Annotated in this window: 11 protein-coding genes, 1 tRNA gene and 1 pseudogene; 8 read left to right on the forward strand and 5 right to left on the reverse strand. The window is 62.7% G+C overall.

From position 1 onward, the window contains the following. Positions 1 to 62: 62 nt before the first annotated feature. From galU to AB4Y73_RS03850, 4 genes are all read left to right on the forward strand, one after another. A complete protein-coding gene (gene galU, locus AB4Y73_RS03835) occupies positions 63 to 968 on the forward strand; it encodes a UTP--glucose-1-phosphate uridylyltransferase GalU (RefSeq protein WP_441868709.1) in 906 nt (301 codons plus the stop codon). A gap of 5 nt (positions 969 to 973) precedes the next feature. Continuing rightward, positions 974 to 1,591, forward strand: coding sequence for a GNAT family N-acetyltransferase (locus AB4Y73_RS03840; RefSeq protein ID WP_441868712.1), 618 nt, complete (start codon positions 974 to 976; stop codon positions 1,589 to 1,591). A gap of 108 nt (positions 1,592 to 1,699) precedes the next feature. After that, on the forward strand, positions 1,700 to 2,623 hold the full coding sequence (locus AB4Y73_RS03845; RefSeq protein ID WP_441868715.1) for a hypothetical protein: 924 nt from the start codon (positions 1,700 to 1,702) through the stop codon (positions 2,621 to 2,623). Positions 2,624 to 2,702: 79 nt separating this feature from the next. After that, positions 2,703 to 2,775 (forward strand) — tRNA-Ala (locus tag AB4Y73_RS03850). Positions 2,776 to 2,884: 109 nt separating this feature from the next. Here the strand turns inward: AB4Y73_RS03850 and AB4Y73_RS03855 are convergent. After that, positions 2,885 to 3,781 carry an IS982 family transposase gene (locus tag AB4Y73_RS03855; protein WP_441868718.1) on the reverse strand — a complete coding sequence of 299 codons (897 nt, stop codon included), beginning with the start codon at positions 3,779 to 3,781 and terminating at the stop codon, positions 2,885 to 2,887. Positions 3,782 to 4,152: 371 nt separating this feature from the next. On the opposite strand from AB4Y73_RS03855, the gene AB4Y73_RS03860 reads away from it, so the two are divergent. The 4 genes and pseudogenes from AB4Y73_RS03860 to AB4Y73_RS03875 form a co-directional block, all read left to right on the forward strand. Beyond that, a complete protein-coding gene (locus AB4Y73_RS03860; protein ID WP_166183089.1) occupies positions 4,153 to 4,569 on the forward strand; it encodes a helix-turn-helix domain-containing protein in 417 nt (138 codons plus the stop codon). Next, positions 4,566 to 6,941, forward strand: a complete 2,376-nt coding sequence (locus AB4Y73_RS03865; protein WP_441868723.1) for a hypothetical protein — start codon at positions 4,566 to 4,568, stop codon at positions 6,939 to 6,941. The genes AB4Y73_RS03860 and AB4Y73_RS03865 overlap by 4 nt, the downstream gene beginning before the upstream one ends. Before the next feature lie 36 nt (positions 6,942 to 6,977). Continuing rightward, a complete protein-coding gene (locus AB4Y73_RS03870) occupies positions 6,978 to 7,658 on the forward strand; it encodes a vWA domain-containing protein (protein ID WP_441868726.1) in 681 nt (226 codons plus the stop codon). After that, a pseudogene (locus AB4Y73_RS03875) lies at positions 7,659 to 8,231 on the forward strand (PP2C family serine/threonine-protein phosphatase); the annotation flags it as partial. Between the two features lie 12 nt (positions 8,232 to 8,243). Here the strand turns inward: AB4Y73_RS03875 and AB4Y73_RS03880 are convergent. The 4 genes from AB4Y73_RS03880 to AB4Y73_RS03895 form a co-directional block, all read right to left on the reverse strand. Next, on the reverse strand, positions 8,244 to 9,338 hold the full coding sequence (locus AB4Y73_RS03880; protein WP_441868729.1) for an AAA family ATPase: 1,095 nt from the start codon (positions 9,336 to 9,338) through the stop codon (positions 8,244 to 8,246). 151 nt (positions 9,339 to 9,489) lie between these two features. After that, on the reverse strand, positions 9,490 to 10,569 hold the full coding sequence (mobF, locus tag AB4Y73_RS03885; RefSeq protein ID WP_441868732.1) for a MobF family relaxase: 1,080 nt from the start codon (positions 10,567 to 10,569) through the stop codon (positions 9,490 to 9,492). Between the two features lie 1,234 nt (positions 10,570 to 11,803). Further along, the gene (locus tag AB4Y73_RS03890) at positions 11,804 to 12,253 is read right to left on the reverse strand and encodes a hypothetical protein (RefSeq protein WP_441868735.1); all 450 of its coding nucleotides are present in this window, start codon (positions 12,251 to 12,253) and stop codon (positions 11,804 to 11,806) included. Between the two features lie 92 nt (positions 12,254 to 12,345). Further along, a complete protein-coding gene (locus AB4Y73_RS03895; RefSeq protein ID WP_441868738.1) occupies positions 12,346 to 20,127 on the reverse strand; it encodes a SpvB/TcaC N-terminal domain-containing protein in 7,782 nt (2,593 codons plus the stop codon). Positions 20,128 to 20,185: the final 58 nt, after the last annotated feature.

Here is a 20,185-nt window from a genome sequence, read left to right on the forward strand (position 1 = left end):
GTGTGCAGGGCACGGGCAACCAGAAATTATTGAATGGTCAGCCCCTCCGTTACATTAGTCCAGTGACTACCTCTCAGCAGACTGTACGCAAGGCCGTAATCCCCGCAGCCGGGCTCGGCACCAGGTTCCTGCCGGCCACCAAGGCGATGCCCAAGGAAATGCTTCCGGTGGTGGACAAGCCTGCCATCCAGTACGTCGTTGAAGAGGCTGTCAACGTTGGTCTGAACGACATCCTGATGATCACGGGACGCAACAAGCGCGCCCTGGAGGACCACTTCGACAGGGTTCCTTCGCTGGAGGACACCCTTGAAGCCAAGGGCGATACGGCCAAGCTCGAGTCGATCCAGAAGGCTAGCAACCTCGGCGATATCCACTACGTCCGCCAGGGTGACCCCAACGGCCTCGGCCATGCGGTGCTGCGTGCAAAGCAGCACGTCGGCTACGAGCCGTTTGCCGTCCTCCTTGGCGACGACCTGATCGATGCCCGGGACGAGCTGCTCAGCACCATGATTGAAGTGCAGGCCAAGACCGGCGGATCCGTGGTGGCCCTCATTGAAGTGGAGCCCTCCCAGATCAGCGCCTACGGGTGCGCCGACGTCCAGGCCATCGAGGGCGAAGGCTACGTCAGGATCAACAAGCTCGTCGAAAAGCCGGACGTGGACGAGGCCCCCTCAAACCTGGCCGTCATTGGCCGCTACGTCCTCCACCCTGCAGTTTTCGACGTGCTTGAGCGCACTGGCCCGGGCCGCGGCGGGGAAATCCAGCTGACGGACGCGCTGCAGGAACTGGCTGCCGGTGATGGCGAAGGCTACGGCGTTTACGGGGTCGTCTTCCGCGGCCGCCGTTACGATACCGGTGACAAGCTCAGCTACCTCAAGGCCTGCGTCCAGCTGGCCATTGACAGCGAGGACCTCGGCCCCGGCCTTCGGGAGTGGCTGCCGGGATTCACCGCCGGCCTCGCTAAATAACTGCCGTGCGTCCAGGACCAATCTGGCCCACCACCTTGGAGTGCGGTGACCTGGTCCTGCGCCCCATCAGGTACCGGGACAAGCGGGAATGGACCGAAGTCCGGTCACGCAACCGGGAGTGGCTGGAGCCGTGGGAGGCCTCCAATCCGGCGCCTGGTGGCCTGCTCCCGGACTACCGGCAAATGGTGCGCTCCTTGAAGATCCAGGCAGCACAGGGCACCGCCTTGCCATTCCTGATCACCGAACGCACGCCAAGGTCCGCCGCTCCGGCAATCGTTGGCCAGCTGACCGTGTCCTCCATTGTGTGGGGTTCGGCCATGATGGCCACCCTCGGATATTGGGTTGACCAGGCACGGGCCGGGCATGGCATCGCGCCCACCTCTGTTGCCCTTGCCACTGACCATTGTTTCCAGGTCCTCGGGCTGCACCGGATGGAGATCAACATCCGCCCCGAAAATGGCCCCAGCCTGCGGGTAGTGGAAAAGCTCGGCTTCCGCGATGAGGGTTACCGGCCCCGTTTCCTGCACATCAACGGGGAATGGGCTGACCACCGGACGTTCGCGTTGACGGCGGAAGAAGTACCCGAAGGACTCCTCAACCGGTGGCTGGCATCCCGGGCCTGACCTGCAAAGGCTCTTCCCGGGGCATAAATCCATTGATTTGCCACGTTGCCCGCGACACACCGAGGCTAATGCGGGAGCCGTTGACGGAATACTCATACGGTTTTGATTGTGGACTTCCCTCTAAGCAGCTCAGTGATCCTTGTGGTTGCCGTTGTGCTCTGGATCGTATGGGTTGCCCCTTACGTCCTACGGAACCGACGGCACCAGGCCCAGGCCGCTGCCGAGTTTTTCGCGGATGTTCCAGCTATTGAATCATCGGACCCGAGAGCCGGGGTGGTCATGAATATCGCCGCCCCGCAGGAGAAAGCCATGGATATCAGGAAGAGCCCCGAAACCGTAGCCGCGCCTTCCGGCAGTGCGACGACGGGCGCGTTCCGAATCCGATACGGCCGGACAGCCATTGCCCTCGCCGGGGTGGCAGGACTGTTGACCGCTTTTGTTTCCACCGTCCTGCTGCTGTTTGGGCTGGGAACGGCGTTGCTGCCGGTTGCGGGTTTGGCGACCACTGTCTTCGCCGTGGTGCTGTTGCGCTTCCTGGCTGTGCGGGACCGAAAAGCCAAAGTGCAGGCTGCCTTCCGCTCTGCCATGAGCGCCCCGGTGCGGCGCCAGGAAACAGTATCCGACGTTCCGGAGAAGCACCGCCCTGCCACCCGGCCGGAAAGCCGGCTCTTTGACGCTGAGGCCCACACGCCTGCGCCGAAGCCGCTCACGGCCATGGAACTCAGGGAAGCCGCACTGGCTGTCGCTGTCGCCGCTGGAGACTCCAGCGCCAGCGAGGCAACGAAGTCTGTGCCGGTCGAAACCACGTGGGAACCCGTGGACGTCCCCAAGCCCGTGTATGTAGAGGCCGCCAAGGCTGAGCGTCCGGCGCCCGAGCCGCTTGATTTGCCGGAAGCGCCCAAAGCTGCGGGCAAGCCGTCCCTGAAACAGGGAACCTCCGCTGTGCCGCCCGTGCCGTCAGCCAAGCCACTCACCAAGGCGCAAAGCGCCCTCAGCAACCTCGACGACGTCCTGCAGCGCCGCCGCGCCTGACCTCAATTGGCAATGCGAGAGGAAAATTTGTAGCCTAAGTTCACCGGTACCGCACTTCCTCGGGGAGGCGGACTACTCCGGGGCTATAGCTCAGTTGGTAGAGCGCTTCGTTCGCATCGAAGAGGTCAGGAGTTCGAATCTCCTTAGCTCCACATTCCCGTTTTCGAGCCAAGTCGACGATTACCCGACTTTTTGCGGCTAGAAGCGGGTATTGGAGGGAAGATTGGCCCTAGATGATTAATTCCCATTGATTCTGGGGTGTTAGTGGTCGTAGGCGGTGAGTGAGCGTTTGCGGCGGGTGTTGGTTTGCCAGATGCCAGCGGCGAGGGCGAGGAGCTTTGAGGCGACTCTTGCGTAGACGCCTTCGAGGGTGCGTCCGCCGTGGTGTTCGAGGCCGAGTTGGCCTTTGAGGGTGTCGAAGACGGATTCGATCCATTGCCGGATGCCGCCGAGTTTGCCGAAACGGGGTTTCTCGTCCTTGCGGTCAGGGCGGATCAGGTGCGCGCCGAGGTCCTCGGTGATGAACCGTTCGAAGTCGCGGCCGGCGAAGCCCTTGTCGCCGAGGATGACCTGCCCGGCGCGGATGAGGCGGTGGTCGTTGGTGAGCAGCGCCTGGGTGACTTCGCGTTCGCCGAGCTTCGGGTTGGCCAGTCCCCAGATCACGGGCATGCCCTCGGGGGTGCTGATCAGGTAGAGCCGGAAGCCCCAGAAGAACCGGGAATGGGAGGCGCAGTACCCGTAGCCTGCGTGACCGGACAGCTCGGATCGCTTGACGGTTTCCCGGGACATCCCGCACGGGACCGGGGTGGAGTCCAGAAGCCGCAGAATTTCGTGCCAGGACGGTGTGTCCCGGGCCAGTGCGGTAATCGCCGCGGCGATGAGTGGACCTGCCGCGCGGACGCGTTTGTTGTAGCCGGACTGGCACGGGATCTGCGGCAAGTGTCCGCGCAGATGCGCCCGGGCGTAGCGGATCCACCGGGATTCCGAGGACGATCCGTGCAGCAGTTGTTGGGCCACGACCAGGCACAGGAGTTCCGCGTCATCGAGTTGGACCTTCCGGCCGGGACGACCGGTCCGGGTGTAGCCCAGGTCCGGCAGGACCCGGTCGGTGAGGAAGACGTAGAGTGTGGTCAGGAGGGTGTTGGTTTCATTGTTCACACCAAGGGTTTAACACCCACCCGGTGCGATTCAGCCGCCGGCTGACGACCGGCACCAGGACCGGCCCAAAAATGGCGGTCGCGCTCGAAGCGCGCTGCAGCAGCATGTTGTTCCGGGCGTTCTCGTCCTCTGCGGGAGGTTCGCCCGCCTCGATGACAACCGCGGCGTATCCCTTCCTAACCATCCCGTCGCTAGTGTGTACAACAAGTGCGGTCAGGGCCGGTTTGCCCGCCGGCGTGCCTCACGGACGATCCGACACAGTAGCCGCTTAGCCAGAAAGGGTGGTGGACAAAGTCGACTTGGCGTTACACTTGCAACAGTTACCGTTTAGATGCATCAGTTAGGTGGATTTGTGACAGTTTCGAGGTGTGATGGTCGGTCATGTTGAGAGCGCCATTGAGGCAGTTCGAGCCGCTCTGATGGAGCCGGGCGACCCTATCGAGGTTGCGTTCTCGTTGCCTCGCAACAGCGCTGAGAAGATCCTTGAACTATTGGAAGCAGAAGGTAGAGCTGGTGCCGTTGTAGTTCCAGTCAAGGAGCAGTTCACTACCACTGAGGCCGCGAGGATGCTCGGTATCTCACGCTCAACCCTCATGAAGTTGATCGACTCGGGAGAAATCGACAGCGTCAAGGTCGCCAGTCATCACCGGATTCCTGCGCCAGCAATCCTGCGATACGAGAAGGCTAGAACAGAAAGCCAACACCGCACCGCAAAGGCACTCGAGGAGTTTGCACACGATGCGAAGGAAGCTTTCCAGAACAACGTGACGTTTGGGAAGCAAAGTTGACGGCGGTTCAGGAACTGCTGGACCCGATTGATTTCGTTGGTCCTAGCGGACGTCTCTTAATTGACACAAGCGTATTTATGGACGACCTACCGGAAAGGCGAGGTGGTCTGAAGGCGCTGCTTCAACGGTGTGGTCAGACGATTCGGCTGAACGACAACCCGATCGTGATCCCGACCGACGTGGTTGCGGAACTGACGAAGCAGAGCCGCAAGGTTGACCCGGCGCGAGCAGAGGCGATTCGCCGGGCTGGGGTTTCGCTTGGGTTCATCGGGGACGCTGCGGCGCTCGGGCTGGTACGTACCGACATAGGCCGCGACTCGAAGCACTACGCCGACTCTGTCTTCAAGGCCATCTTCACACGCTATGCAAACCAGTACGACATGTGCCTCCTGTGCAACGATATTACGCCGCTTCTTCATGTCCGCTTGCTGTCGCACACGAGCAGCAAGAAGCTCGTAGCTGGGTCTCTGACCAGCGATGGCCGCGTCAGAATCGAGAGCGACCAAATTCTGTACGTGCGTGGGGTGCGGAAACTTCGTCGCAAGCAAGACGAGGGAGATGCGCGAGAAGTGGCCGAGCTCAGCCCACTCCTCGCTGACTTCAAGGGGCATTTCGGAACCTCGGAGCCGGCGGATCGCCGGACTGGATCACCGGTACTCGGGTTGCCAAGCGCGGAATCAGGGGTTAGCTACCGCGCCGAGCCTTTTGATAGAGAGCCGGCATTTAAGGGGGCCGACTCATTACTTGAGGTTGCCACCATTCCAAGTGTCGGAGACAAGGTCCACTTCAGCTCCCCTTCGGGCAGTGGGTCGGTGGTCCTCGATGAACTCCTGGGAGAGGGCGGAGAGGGCGCTGCCTATGCAGTCCATGGGGATCGAGTCGTCAAGATCTTCGACCGAGACCATGTGACGCGCCACCGCCAAGCGAAGGTCGAACGGTTTGCGTCCCGGAGTCTGTACTCACAAGGCATCTGCTTTCCCGAAGCAGTTGTCACAAACAATGCGGGCGAGTTCGTCGGGTACATGATGCCAAGGGCTCGTGGCAATGAGTTCCGCGTGATTATGAACCCGCGGCGGTTCCTCAAGGCGTTCCCCGGGTGGACCAAGGCCGACCTCGTCGATGTCTGCATCTCTTTCCTGGAGAAGGTGTCGTACTTGCACTCACTCAACGTGATCGTCGGCGACATCAATCCCAAGAACGTCATCGTTGATGCCAGCAAGAACGTCTGGATGATTGATGCAGATTCTTGGCAGGTCGATGGATACCCGTGCCCGGTCGGGACTCCAATGTTCACTGCAGCATCTGCACTTGGCCGCCCGTATGCCGAATCACTGCGGACGAGTGAAGAAGAACTTTTCGCTGTCGCAACGATGCTCTTCATGGTTCTGATCACGGGCCAGTTCCCCTATGCGCGTACGGGGTCCGATGGTGACATCGCTCGCCTCATCAAAGACGGCAATTTTGCGTTTCAGGTCGGAGAGCGCTCAAATCGTGACCAACCCGAGGGCAACTGGAAGTACATGTGGAGCCACATGCCACGCGACCTCAAGGAGATGTTTTGGAATACCTTCCATCGGGAAGGCCAGCGGTACACCTCTCCACCGTCTGCCGAGGAGTGGCTCCGAGCATTTCGTAAATACCGCTGGTGGCTCGGAAGCGACAAGAACTTCGACCCAATGTCCAACGATGTCTACCCCTTCAGGTTCAAGGCGTTCAAACCTGAAACTCCGATTCTCGAATGTCCACAGTGCAACCGCCGCAATGCCCTGGTGGGGGAGTGGAATGAGGCGACTCAAGATCACGTCGTCCCCGGAATGTGTTTTGACTGTAGTCAGCAGAATCGGCCGAGGTGTTCTGATTGCGGCACCCCACGACCGGCCGGCGCTCTCAAGGACGGCAGGTGCCGAGATTGCAATCGCAAGCGTGACTTCGGTACGTGTGAGAGATGCGGAACGGAGACGCCCCATCGCTACCTCGTCGGTGGCCGCTGCTCCCAGTGTCAGCTGGGAACCTGCAAGAGCTGCAAGAAGTCAGTTCTGAAGTCGGATCTCTCCTACGGTCGTTGCACCGCGTGCGAGAGGCGAGGTAAGGAACTCGATCCGTTGAGGCTATGCACAGATTGTCGTCAATCATTCATTGACTTCGACCACATTGAGTGGTTTAAGGGCAAAGGACTTGATGTCGCGAAATCTCACGTGGCGATTAAGAAACAGTGCCCACCGAGGACTACGAGTGCCCAACCTGCGCCATCGCAGCGCTACCCAAATGTTCCACGCGCAGCCACCACGACCACCAAGCAGGCGGCATCGAAGTCAAGTGCTCGGCCGCAGCCGACCTTCTGGGAGCGCTTGACGAAGTGGTGGAACGGCTGAAATCCCTAAACTCATCCCGAAAGGAACTTTGAACAAATGGCATTTGATATCCGAGCCGCCGACCTAGTCGAGAACCCAACTCCCCGAGTCCCGGTCTCTCTCTGCATCGACACAAGTGGCTCAATGGCTGGCGACAAGATCCGCGAACTTGTTGGGGGCATCGGCCTCTTCTATGACGCCATCGATGAGGACGAGGATGCTCACGACTCCGCAGAGGTTAGCGTCGTCGCTTTCAACACTGGAGCCAACCTCGTTCAGGATTTTGCGAGTGTCGAGGGCCTTGAGCGGGACATCACGATTGCGCCGAGCGGTCTTACCCATCTTGGCGAGGGCGTGAACCTCGCCCTCGATACGCTGGAGAAGCGCAAGTCACTGTACTCCGACACCGGCGTCCTATACTTCCAGCCTTGGCTTGTACTTATGACAGACGGACAGCCAAACGGTGACAAGAGCGAGTTGGAGCGGGCGATCCAGCGCGTGACGCGCATGGTCGCCAGCAAGAAGCTCACGGTCTTCCCTATCGGGATCGGAAGCGACGCAGATCTTGATGTATTGGGTCGATTCACTCCGGAGAAGCCTCCTCTTCGCTTGAAGGGAATCGACTTCAAGGAGTTCTTCGAGTGGCTCTCGAAGTCCGTTTCAAAAGTCTCGCAGTCGATGCCTGGGTGCGAGCCGCCGATCGACTTCGGCTCAATCCGAGGCATCGAGGACCTCTAATTGTTTCGAGAATTCCACTATCAGGTTCGGGGACGAGGGCACGTTCTCGATGGCAGCCGCGGTCAAGATCGAACCGCCTACCTTGCTCGCAGTGGGGTGCAAGTGGTTTGTCTTTCCGACGGTGCCGGCTCGGCACCGCAGTCTGAGTTTGGTGCGCAAGCGCTCGTGGATACTGGCTGCAAACTTCTCTCGGAGCGTTTCGGAGATTTTGTGTCGAGCGATGATGGGGTCGCTTTAAAGCTTGAGATCGTGAATTACCTACTCGATCGTCTGCATGATGTCGCGGAACGCCGTGCGGTCGGAATTCGCGACTTGGCCAGCACATTCCTGGCTGTCGCGACAGCCGGTGACCAGTTCCTTGTCCTTCATGTGGGTGACGGCGTCGTCGGGTACGTGAAGGACGGAATTGCACGGGTAGCTTCAGGACCCGATAATTCTGAATTCGCCAACCAAACAACGTTCCTCACTTCGGAACGGTCGGCCGTTGGGATGAGGATCATCCGTGGGGGCCTGGACGGTATTACGGGCTTCATCCTCATGAGTGACGGGACGGCCAACAGCCTGTACAACTCTCGCACTAAGGGGCTAGCCCCGGCCTGTGCAAAAATCGTGGAGTTGCTCGCGTCTGCCCCCACTCGTCAGGCTAAGAATCCTAAGCACAAGAAACAACTCCGCCGTCTCATGGATACTAAGATCCGGGTCGCAACGAAGGACGACTGTGCGATCGCTGTCCTGGCCCGGAAGCTCGCTTAGAGTAGGGAGCCAGAACGCTGGCCTCAGAATCTGGTCCGGCCATGGCGCGCTAGATGATTCGAAGCGCCAGATGGTGCGCAACCGCACGGATTTGTTCTCCCGGTCCAGCCATCCGAGGATGCCACCGGCGTCGAGGGCGTCCAGCTGCGCAGGATCTCCCACCAAGAGGACCTTGGCCCCGGAATCCCTGGCCTGCTGCACCAACGCAGACAACTGGAGCGTGGACACCATGGATGCTTCGTCGACGACGACGAGCTGGTTCGGATGGAAGCGCCACCTGTTCTGCTCGGCGGCCAGGCGTGTGGCTTCCTGGACGAGGCGGGTGGAGTGTGGACTTCTGCCAGCGGACTGCCCGCTGAGCTGCTGCCCGGTGGCGAAGAACCGTGCGGCCCGGTTGCCGGCGCCCAGGCCGACCGACTCGTACAACCACTTGGCCACGTTCTCCGTGGACATCGCCAGCTCCCGGCCCAGCACCTCGGCGCTCACCGCCGCCGGCGCAAGACCGACGACGGTGCCGACGCCGAACTCCGTTTCCCAGGCGGCTTTGACCGCGCCGAGCGTGGTTGTCTTGCCGGTTCCTGCAGGGCCGACGATGGCGTCAAGACGGTTGCCGCTCAGCAGGACTTCGGCTGCCGCGGCACGCTGGTCACCGTGAAGCGCGAGGCGACCACCGTGTTTGTAAGCGGCGAAGGAGTCCATGGCGACGGTAGCGCTCACGGCCGGACCGCCGTCGTCGTTCCTTGCCTCCATCACGATGTCCTCGTTGGCGAGGGTCGCCGCGTCAGTGTAGAGGCGGGCCCCGTGGAAGTCGAAGACGCTGCGATCCGCGAAGGCGACGTCGGGCTGGGCGCCAGCGGGGACGGTATAGCGGTACTCGTTGAGGGGGACGGACTGGCTTTCGGCAGCGGTGGCTACCGCGTCGATCATGACTTTGCGGTCCTGCGGTGTGTGGCAACGGACGTCGGCGCAGACGCGCTCTGCTTCGGCGAGGAGGTTCCACCGGTTCCAGGTGGCGCGTTTGGCGGCGACGCGCTCGCGGGTCAGCGAGCCGACGGCGTCGAACCAGTTGGCGGTGAAGTCACCGGTGCGGAAGGGGGGCTGTGCGGGAGCGGCGGATGGTGTTGGCGAGTACGTCGCGGGGTTCGAAGCCTTTGGCGGCCGCGCGTGCTTTCCATTGGGCGGAGAGCTGGTGCAGCGGGACGGATGTTTCCGTTTTCGCTGTCCGGGTGGAAAGGGTTGCTTGCTGGCCGAGCTTGATGGTTGTCGTGGCGGGTGGGGGCGTGCCGTGGCTTGCCGTCCATTCGGCGACGAGGCGGTCGGTTTCCAGATCGATGAGGCGGGAGCGGTTGGAGAATTCGCGGATCAGGATGTCGTCGACGCCGGTGAGTTGCTGGCTGGGGTTGTGCGTGTTGGCGGCAGGTTCACGGATATCCGTGTCCGTGCCGAGATTCCGGCGGAGGGCATCGAAGAGGAGGCCGTTGTAGTGTTCGCTGGCGGCGACCGCAGCCTTATAGAGCGTGCGCGAGTCCAATGTGACCCAGGCGCCGTCGGTGATGCGCTGGACGCGGTTGGCGATGACCATATGGGTGTGGAGCTGCGGATCGCCGGCGCGGGACTCCCAATGGTCGAACGCTGCGGCCATTGCCCCATGGGCGCCGATATGGGCGACGCCGTTTCGCCCAGCCCGGGTGTGGATGACATTCTCTTCTAGCCACTCCAGGGTGGCGTTGACTGCTTCGTGGTGTGTCTCGAGGATTTGGTCTTGGATGTTCCTTGTGCTGAGGGCCCAGAGGACTGACACCGATTTGGGGACGCTGAAGGTGAGATCGAAGCCGACGACGGCGTGCCGTGTGTTTGCTTGTCCTCGGCTGCTTTCGACGACAGCGGGTTGGCCGTGCGGACGGCCCAGGGGAGCGCCGGTGTCTGGGTGGGTGGCTTGGTCGAATATTGCTTTGGCGTCTGATTCGGTGACTTTTTGCTCGGTGGTGCGGTTGATGCCTGGCAGGCCTTGGCCGAGCCAGCGGCCCTGCGGCGTTCCGGCCTTCAAGTAGTAGGTGGTGGCGTCAGCGGGGGTTACGGTCAGATCGTCCATCATGGTGGTCTTGAACAAGTACTTCAGGCCCGACTGGGCGGACAGCCGGGCGATGGACATCGTCATTTGCTTGGGGCTTCCGGGATTCTGGCGGACGTCCAACCGCGACGGCGGAAGATTGATTTGGTGGTGTCGTCGAGTTCGACGCCCACGGCTTGGGTGAGAGCCAGGAGCTTGCCGGCGAGGTGGATCAGGTCATGGGCGTCAGTTCTTTGGATTGTCTGGAGGCGGTCGAGCTCGACGCGGAGGTTCCGGACGAGAGCTCGTTGCTCCGAGTTCTGGGCCTCGAGGCGGTCGATGTCCGTTGCTTGGGTACGGAGCTGGTTGTGAACGGAATCCAGTGCCTGGTTGCCAAGGAGAGCCGGGGCAGGCGTCGCCTTCGGAGAATCTGGAGCCGTGTTTTTTAGGGGGACCTGGCCGCGAAGTGTTGGGCGTCGCGGCGAAGCATGGCGCCGCCGTCGTCGATCACGCTGCCTGTTGGCGCACCGCGTCGAGCAGAACCGTTGCGACGCACGCGACGGCAGGAAACGACCTCGACATGCCTCGCAAGTTTTCCCGCTCACGACCGTTCATCAGCCTGGACGCAACTGAAGACATGACTGGACGTGAGTCGGCGCTCACGGCGACTGCCTTGGATGCCAGAGGTGTGATGCTATGGGTGGGCGCCCAGATGCGCATAGCAGAGCCGCTTGATGGAACTGGATGAAGCGGGCTAAAGGTTGAGGTAGCCCTATCCGGGAGCTACAGAGCCAGCCGTGGCCAAGTGAATTGCCTACGCCAGAACTTCCGCCGCTTCGTCGATTGCGAGTTCGGGTGTCTGCGTGGGAGATGCCCCGGAGGTAGTGGTAGCCGAAACCGGCCAAATGCGCTGGACGATCTCGCCCAGCAACTTGCGGGCCGAAGGATTCCAGAGGCCGGAGATTGAGGCTCTCTTCCCTGATGAAGTCGGCGAAGTCCTTTTGCTCTTATATGTGTGTCGGTACGCGACGTTTCATTTCAGTACAGGCTGTCGGCATAGGTACGACGCTTGGCCGCCTACGGCTCGTTATTGCTGGAGACGTTGTCGCGGCCGCGTAGGAGAAGGATCCCCCCAACGGCCTCGTTCCGCGTCGGATCGTTCCTCATCATCACCATATAGGGAGCGGTTCTCGTCGTTATAGGCGGCAGTGGTGTTGACCAGCGGCTGCAACGGGTTTGACGTGATGCGCCGCGCCCGGCAGCGACTGGGGCGCCCTAACGGGTTGCCAGACACCGTCGGCAACCCGGTGTCGTCCGAGTCCGAGGAGGCCGCGAGACCGGCCTATCCGGAACCGGTTGGACGTCCGTGTTCGTCGATTGGCAGAATTTCGGTGTCTACTGGGTTCGTAGTGTTCAAGATGTCCAGGGCCTTTTGCGAGAGCACGAGATCGCTGTCGTTGTTGATTGCGAAGTCGTCGAGACCGACTTTGCCATCGATCACCAGTTCGGTGAAGGGCGGAATCTCGCGGCCGGGATAGAACTCCTCGAAGTCCTCGGTGCGGGTCACGTCCATGTCGCGCGTGTGAAAGCCGGTGAGTCCGGCCTGCTTGAACTTGTCCGCGAGTACGGTGGTGGCGGCGAAGGCGGGGTGCCCGGTGATGAGCTCGTCTCCGAGCCAGCTCTCGAATTCGTAATGCAAGTGGGAGACGCCGACGCGGTCGCCGCTGTAGTCCATCACGGTGTTGTCGCCGATGCCGCCCGCCACTTCAGGGCGGACGATGTAAAAATGCATCGGACTTCCTTTCGTCGTTACGGAACGGCCGGACGCTGGAATCCGTCGCGACATTATCCCACGCGCGCCATCCATACGCTTCGAGAAGGCTCTCACGGCCCAGACGACACCGGTGTGGGAGTTGGATTGACCGACACGGGCGGTCTGATGGGCGGGTTGAACTGGCCTCCGAACATTTCGTCGACACTCTTCGCCTCAGCGATCAGTGCTTCACGGGTGGCGTTCGGGTTGGCCCTGAAGAACTGATTCCAGATCTTGCTGATCTGTTTCAGGTGGACGGTGCGGTTGATCTCGTTGGGGATGCCGCGCAGGTTTTCGACAGAGTGCAGCTCAGACTCAGTGAAACGCCCGGGGTAGAGTTTGGCGACACGCTGCGGAACAGCGTGGTGTACCCAGACCTTTCCTTTCAGCCAGGGAAAGATCTTGAAGAACGTCGAGCGGTATTCCTTCGTGGTGGAGGCTCCGAAAGTGGGGCCGTTCTTGCCGCCGGGATTGGCAACGCTCACCTTGGGCGGGAGTTGGGAGCTGAGCGGCTCCGTCGTCGTCGCGTTGGAGTTGGGTGAAGAGCTCTGCGATGCGTTCTCTTCGGGTGGGGGCTTCTGTGAAGATTTCTGCTCGGGCGGGGCTTCGTTGCTGCCACCTCCCCCGCCGCTGCCTATCATGGCCATCGCAACGGGTATGGCAGCGGCGCTGAGTGCCGGCGCGATGGCTTTGGTGTTTGCGACCACGCTTGGGAAGCTGAAAGCGGGCGCGCTGCGCAATACCCCCACGCCTCCTTCGGAAATGTTGGCGATATTCGAGGCTCCCGTACCCCCTCCTCCGCCGAAGGTGATGCCCTTGAGGCCGAAAATGGTCGCGGCCACATCAACGGGAAGCGCACCCAGTTTGCGCGAGAGCGCCTCGTCCGAGAGCGGTTCGCCCTTAAGGTCCCTGCCTGTCGTTAGTTCGGCAGAAGACTTTAGTACATTGGCTGTGCCCGCGAGGGTGCCTCCGACCACAAGAGTGGTGACTATGGCTCCTTCGCTGACGCCGGCGTAGGTCGCCGCGGCCGCCAACAGCGGGGCCGCGGCAGTGCCGGCGCTGCCGACGACCACGACCACCGCGGCAACGGTCACCGCCGCGACGGCGAACCCGATCGCCACTTCTTTCCACTTGACTTTCCATGCCCCGTTGCGGTCAAGCTGGTTCACCGGATCGCAGCCAGCATAGACATAGAGGTTGGTGCCGTCGCGGAGCCCTGCCGGATCCGTGGATGTCCATCGCGCCAGCCACGGCGCGTAGTACCGCGCCCCCACGTAGTACAGGCCGGTTTCGTTGTCGTGCTCTCTGCCGATGAACCGGTCTCGTTTGCGGGCTTCGGATTCGGAGCGCACCGCCTGGTAGGCGGTGCTGCCGTAAGGCGTGTAGTCCTCGTAGCTGAGCAGCTTCCCTTCACCGTCGACCTCAACTGTGACCGACCCGAGATGGTTGGGGAACTGGTGCCGGATCTGGCGCGCCGAGGAACCGTCGTCGACGGCATTGCGGCTCTCGATGCGGGCGATGCAGTGCTTGCTGTCGGTCACGTCCAGGGTGTTGCGGACCAGTCCCTTGTGTGCCCCGGAATGCTGGCGTTCGATTTTGGTGCTGCCGACATAGATCCGGTCCGTTTTGAGGCCGCCCCCCGGCAACTGGGTGACTTTGCGCGTGCGGGCACCGGAGGTGTCGTAGACGTAGTACGTGCGCTCGGTCCGGTCATTGGAGGAACGTTGCCGTAGAGAGTAGTGCAGCTGGTCGAGGTGGTTCCACGTTATCGCCTCCAAATGCGGGAGGTGCGTTAGGTTGCCGTGCCTGTCGTATGCGTAGCGCTCGACGGATGAATGCGCTGAGTGCAGTGATGTGCTGCTCAGGCGGTTTCCCACCTCCCAGCAGACCTCGGGGTTTTCATCTTCTGGCGGAAGAATCCGAGGTCCGTGTTGCTCGTAGTCGAACGTGCGGCTCCATCCGGAATGCGCTGCATCGTGGCAACGATGCCGAAGCCTGGTCAGATTCCCCGCATCGTCATAGTCGTAGCGCTCGGTGTACCGCGCCAGCGCCCCTTTGTCGTGAGGATGCACGGCCGGGGGAAGCTCCAGCCCCGTGGGTCTCGGGGCCGCACCGGCGTGGCTCAGATGCTCCCGTCCGGTTGCATAAACCAAGCGGTACAGCGGGTCGTAGATGTAGTCCGCACCGGCGTCCACCCGGTGGTTGCGGAAGAAGACCGGTTGGTGGGCGTCGTCATCGATCGAGGTGATGTTACCGGTTGCGTCGTAGGTATAGCTCAGATGCTGGAAGTCCCGCCCCGAGTAATGCTGTCCAGACTTCGCGCTTCGTTGTCGTGTGGTTACAAGCTGGGTGAGTCGGAAGGTGAGCGGGTCGTATTCGAAGCTGGTGATTAGGCCGTTGCCGCGCTCCATGCGTTGGCGATTGCCTTTGGCATCGAACACGGTGTGCCGGATCAGCGGCGTCCAATGCGGTTTCCCGTCGGAAGTGTCCCCCTCGATCTGGACGTCCAAGCCCACCAGCAGGTTCGAGCGGTTGTACCGGTAGCGGACAATGCTGGTGTCGAAGCCATCGACAGCCGGATTCGACAGGGTCCGGGCCCGGTTCAAGGCATCGAACGCACTAGCTGTCTTGAACTCATCAGGCAGCAAGGCGGATTCGGCGGCCGAGATTAGGTCAGGCTCCGCCACACCCGGAAGGGTCCAATCGACCACGGTGCGGTACGCCGCGGCGATACGCCGCGTGGACCGCAGCGGATTTCCCTTGAAATCGTACTCCGGGCACAGCGATGAACCAGACTGATCCAGATGCAGGTAGACGCGCGTGCGCGTGTTGTGCCGACCGGCGTCGGGTACGGTCTCACCGTAGACGGTCCGCTCGGTCACGACCTCCCGGTTGCGATGCTGGGGATCAGCACCACGCACCAGGATCTGCACCGTTCGACGGAGGGCGTCGTAGACAGGCCGGGTGCGGTGCCCCCGGCTGTCCCATTGCCGCAGTGGCTTGTCATCTACGTCGTGCAAGATCCAGCGGGTGCCCGAATCCATGCCCTCGCGACGCACTTCCCGGCCGGTGAAGTCGAAGACACTACGGGCGACGACACGGCCGCGCCGGGCAAGAGACTCCATCGAGTCCCGCACCGCCACGAGATTGCCCTCGACGTCATACTGACTACGGCTGTTCAGCAGTATCGGCGCGCGCTTGGCGTCATTATCCAGACGAAAGCCGTTGTGCGCCTGGACCAAGAAGGCTCGTTGCAGCGGATCGATGTGCGTAGTGCTCGGCGTCCGGGCGTGCGGCTCCGCCTTAGCGGCTGCCTCGCGATTACGGGGGCCGAGGCCGCCACCAATTCGCTGGCCATACCAGGTCTGCCAACCGGTATCCACCGTCGCGAAATAGCCCGCCATCACCCCACCCACATCCTGGTCGGTACGCGGATCCTCGAGCACGGTGTCGTTGCGGTCCCAACTGGTCTTGTGCCAGGCGCTGAATGTCACCTTCTCGTAGCTGTGGTCGGGACTTAGCGTCGCTATGACGCGCTGTGCCGGGTCATAGAACTTGATGGTGCTGACGCCGTGTACCGCGGCGAACTCGAATGCGTGCTCGAAGGTGAAGAAGGGTTCGTAGGTGCGGACCGGGTTGCCCTTGTTGTTCAGGACCCTCCAGCCGGTGGAGATCCAACGTGCGCGGTCCGGATGCGCAGGGTCAGGGTCGGCCTCCAGCTTGCTCTGTACGTCGTGGCCGAAACCGTCGGAGTAGGAGAAGGTGTTCTGCAGTACGGGTTTCTGCCCTTGTGCGAGATCTGACTCGTGGGTCTCCCGCACGATCGTCCGCACCGACGGTGGCTGCGGGTTCGCGCTGTGCTTGGTGCTGTGGTAGGCGAAGAGGTCGTAGCAGAGCCGACGGCTGGCCTTGCGGATCAGGCCGGGTGCGGTCTGCGCTGGTGAGCCCACCGGCCCAGGAGCGTCAAGGGCCTCGGGGTCGAATCCCTCCAACGAGTCCCCGAGGGATTCCCCAGGCTTGCCCATCGATGCCGTGGCTACCAGCATGCCCAAGGTGTCCAACCCCGCCTGGGCCCGGTTGCCGTTAGGGTCAGTGACGAACAGAGCCTTCATGACGCGGTAGTCCACGCCTGGCCCATTGGGAACCCGGCTGCCGTCGGCGTTGCGCTCGCCGACCGTGATCCGGTTGCCCATCTGGTCGATGGTGTCCACCACCACCATGTCGTAGGAGTCGTAGACGACCTCACGGTCGCGGCTGGTCACGCCGTTCTGGAACGGGTCTCGGGCGCGGCGGGGGAGAAAGAAGTGTTTGCGGGCAAAGGCGAATTCGGCTCGGGCGCCGTCCTGGTCCGCGGGGGAGAGGAAAGCGAGGTCGGTGGGCTGCCACCATTGACCCTGCGGATCGTCCGCCGGAAAAGAGCCGGTCGCCGTCAGGTCCGGCCCGGGCAAGTAGCCACCTTCACGCAGCACCGCATCCGGATCGTCGAGCAGGTCCTTCCCGTCCTGGCGAAACGTTAGGTACAGCAGCCGCTCGTTGAAGCACAGCCGGAAGGTGCGTCCCAGCATCGCGCGGGGCTCGAGGACCCCCAAGGGCAAGATCGCCTGCGCGTCGTCCACCGATGCGCCTAGGTCGTCCGGGCGGTACAGTACGCGGGAGTGGTCGATCAGGCGGCGACGCCGGCCCGGCTCGTCCACGTTCACCGGAACAGTGATGAGCGGTGCCGACATCGGGTCCAGCGGGCCGGTCCACTCCTCGAATGCGAAGCGCAGCCCGTCCTGCGGAACCGCCCCGGTGATCTCGTAGGACTGCACATCGGCCGGCAAAGGCGTCCGATAGTGGTCCACCGAGTCGATGAAGTGCGTCATGGTGTTGTGCGTGGCGGTCACCAGGGTCCGGGCCTGCACAACGCGGTCCTCGTCCGAGGGCAGGGACGCATCCGGGTTTCGGCGCCCGTAGGCGACCGCCACCTCGTCCAGCACGTGTCCCGCGCCGTCGACCTTCAGGGTCAGCGAGTGATCGACCCGGGGGTCGTCCGGGTTGCGCTCATAGGTGTAGGTGATGCGTTCGCGGGGGTGAGCCAGAAAGGCGGCGTAGCGGTTGCGGCCACGCCGCTGCAAGGTCCGGATGGTGAAGTTCTGCTCAAGCACCGTGTAGGGGTGCTGCTCTGCCTCGCTGCCGTCCAGGCCGTAGACCTCTTGGCGCAGCAACGATCCCTTGAGTGCGCGGCAGGCTTCGCGTTCCTCGTCGAGGGTCAACCCCTCGGGCAGCACGGTGTCCGGAAGTAGCCGGCGGCGCGCCTCACTATCGTCGTCCGCCCAGGCGGGTTCGCGGTAGTACTCGCCGCGGTCGTGTGGCCCCAGCAGCCCGGCGAAGTAGTCGCTGACGTGTTCGTGTCCGAGGTACACCCCGGTGTGGAACCACGACTTCGTGTAGACGGGAGGCACGTGCGTGACGGCGTCGACGTTCGTGCCGCGGTACCCGGTGGGCTCGGCCAGGTTGGCGAACTCCTCGGTGTCCCACTGCTCTACCAGACCGAATCCGTGGGGTTCACGTTCCACCGCGTCGAAGTACTGGTGGTGGTAGGCATAGCGAGAGGCGAACCGGTGTCGGTTGATGTGGTCTAACACTTCGGAACGTTGGACCACATGCACGGGGAACGGTGAACGGGTGATCCACGGACGCCCGGCGGCCCGGTCTGCCAGGTAGAAGTACGTCGACGGCTTGTAGTGCACGCGCGTCTCGGCGCCCAGATTATTCGACATGCTGATCAGCAGGTGTGGCTTGGTGCCCATCAGGTCGATGTACTTGACCTGCCGGCGCAGATCGCCGGGAAGCGGTGACGACCAGACCAGGCACGCCGTTCCGTTACCGAGCAGGTCGAGCACATCGACGCCGACCACGTTGTCCGTCAACGGGAATCCGGTCAGGTGGTTCGGCTTGCTCAGGGCGTTCCCGGACTGGTTGAAGTACAGCCGTGGACCCGACCCGTGAAGGTAGATGACGTCAGTCGTACCGGAACCGTCGAGATCACCGAGGCGAAGCTTGGCAGCGGAGAACTGCCACTCATCGTCGAATCGCGGAACGTTGCGCATGGTGACGCGGCGCCCGAACCGGCCGTAGCCCAGGTTCGGCCAGTACGCGATGTCGCCGTTGCGGATCCGCACCAGGTCGGAGAGTCCGTCGCCGGTCATGTCTGCGAGCTGCACGCTCTCGGTGCCGTCGGCGAAGACGACCCGTGGCCCCTGTCGTTCGTCACCGGGCACCGGAATCCGGTAGGCCGGACCGAAGCCGTCCCGGCCCAAGCCCCGATGCCAGACGAGCTCGTCGCCCTCGGTGATGAGTACGTCCGGCAGTCCGTCACCGTCGAGGTCTACCAGGCGCAGATTCGGGTCGTTCATATTGCGGTTGAGCCGGAAGGGAAACGCGCGGAACGGGTGCCACCCGTTGTCCTCGTCGTGCTGGTACAGTCCGGCGTCGGGGCCGTTGAGGACGGCGACGTCCAGCCGGCCGTCTCCGCCGAGGTCCATCAGCTGGGCGCCGCTGGCCAGGGTCCGGTTCGGGCGCACGGGCACCGTCTCAAGGGGACCGAACCGCACCTCGCCCTCCGCTGCGCCGCTGACGTTCGGGAGGTAGTACCAGCCGTTGCCCTGCTCGCTGAACGCGCCGGGAATCCCGTCGCCGTTGAGGTCCAGCCAGCGGAACGTCCGGCCGTCCAGGCCTTGTGGCAGTGATCCGAGCTGATCCAGCGCGATGGTTCGCACCGTGTGCTGCACGATCGCCTCGGAGTACTTCATCTCCACCGGCGGCAGTGTGCGGCGCCGGTACCCCTTGCCGTCCTTGCGAAATTTTGCCTGCGTGACCGCGACCAACTTCGAGTACACCGGCCGGTTCACTGCTGTGGGGTCGGTGCGAGGCGAGTAGGTCAGTTCCGCGGCGCCCACCAGTGCGTCCACGCCCAGGGACGGCTCATCGGGAAAGGAGTGGAACATCAGCACCCGATGACACAGTCCGGACGTGCGCACCTCGAAGCCGGATCGGTAGGACGAAAACGGGTCATCCCGGATGGCCCGTTGCCGGTCCGGTTCGATCAGCGGGACCTCGTCGTCATGGTCGCCATAGTCGAACACCACCTGGAAGTGCCAGAGCGTGTCACGCAGTGTCGTCGTACTGACAAAACGCGGCCGATCGCCGTCGGAGTCGAGCAGAGGCACCGCGTTGCCGTACCGGATCCGCTTGAGGTAGCGCTGGGCTGCGCTGCGTCCGTCGTCCTCGGCGGCGTACTCGTACCACGCGACATTGCCCTTGGTGTCCCGCGTCTCGCACACCAGCCAGCTGAAGATGTGCCGCTCGTTGGCGGGATCGGTGATCCTCGACTCCGGACCGGCGCCGTATAAGGTCAGCACATTCTCGGGTGAGAGGGTCCGCCAGTGCACGTCACTGGAATCGTCGATCCGGGTCCAGCGTTCGATGCGCGCGAAAACCGTCTCGATCCGCGGGCGGTACGGGCGGACGTCGTATCCGTCAACCTGACGTGAAGGGCCGGCAGCGATTAGGTCTTCGGCCGAGGACAGCAGGAAGATGTCGGACTCGTGCGCGTCGTCGTACCGGGGGATGCCCTTGTCGGTCTTGCGGGTAATGGAGGGAAGTTCCAGGCTCCAGCCGAATCCGAACGCCCCATTGCCCGAGCCCGAGTCGTACGAAAGCTGCATCGCCGGTCCGAAGCCGTCGCGCCCCGGGGTCAGCGGCAGCGGAACCGTGAAAGATCCGGTTCCGGTGACGGCGTTGACACCGAATTTCTCCCCGATGCCGCGGATCGCCCCGCCTCCGGTGGGCAACGAGACGCTCGGCAGCATCGGGGGTGGCCCACCCCCCTTTTCGGACGACGGTCCACCGGGAGCGGCTGGTTGTTGC

The organism is Pseudarthrobacter sp. TAF60_1 (assembly GCF_052113505.1).
Taxonomy (GTDB): domain Bacteria; phylum Actinomycetota; class Actinomycetes; order Actinomycetales; family Micrococcaceae; genus Arthrobacter.

Coding starts and splice junctions, on each gene's coding strand:
- AB4Y73_RS03860 (WP_166183089.1), top strand. CDS start 4,153: ATGGTCGGTCATGTTGAGAGCGCCATTGAGGCAGTTCGAGCCGCTCTG.
- AB4Y73_RS03870 (WP_441868726.1), top strand. CDS start 6,978: ATGGCATTTGATATCCGAGCCGCCGACCTAGTCGAGAACCCAACTCCC.
- AB4Y73_RS03880 (WP_441868729.1), bottom strand. CDS start 9,338: ATGATCGACGCGGTAGCCACCGCTGCCGAAAGCCAGTCCGTCCCCCTC.
- mobF (WP_441868732.1), bottom strand. CDS start 10,569: ATGACGATGTCCATCGCCCGGCTGTCCGCCCAGTCGGGCCTGAAGTAC.
- AB4Y73_RS03890 (WP_441868735.1), bottom strand. CDS start 12,253: ATGCATTTTTACATCGTCCGCCCTGAAGTGGCGGGCGGCATCGGCGAC.
- AB4Y73_RS03895 (WP_441868738.1), bottom strand. CDS start 20,127: ATGCTGCCGAGCGTCTCGTTGCCCACCGGAGGCGGGGCGATCCGCGGC.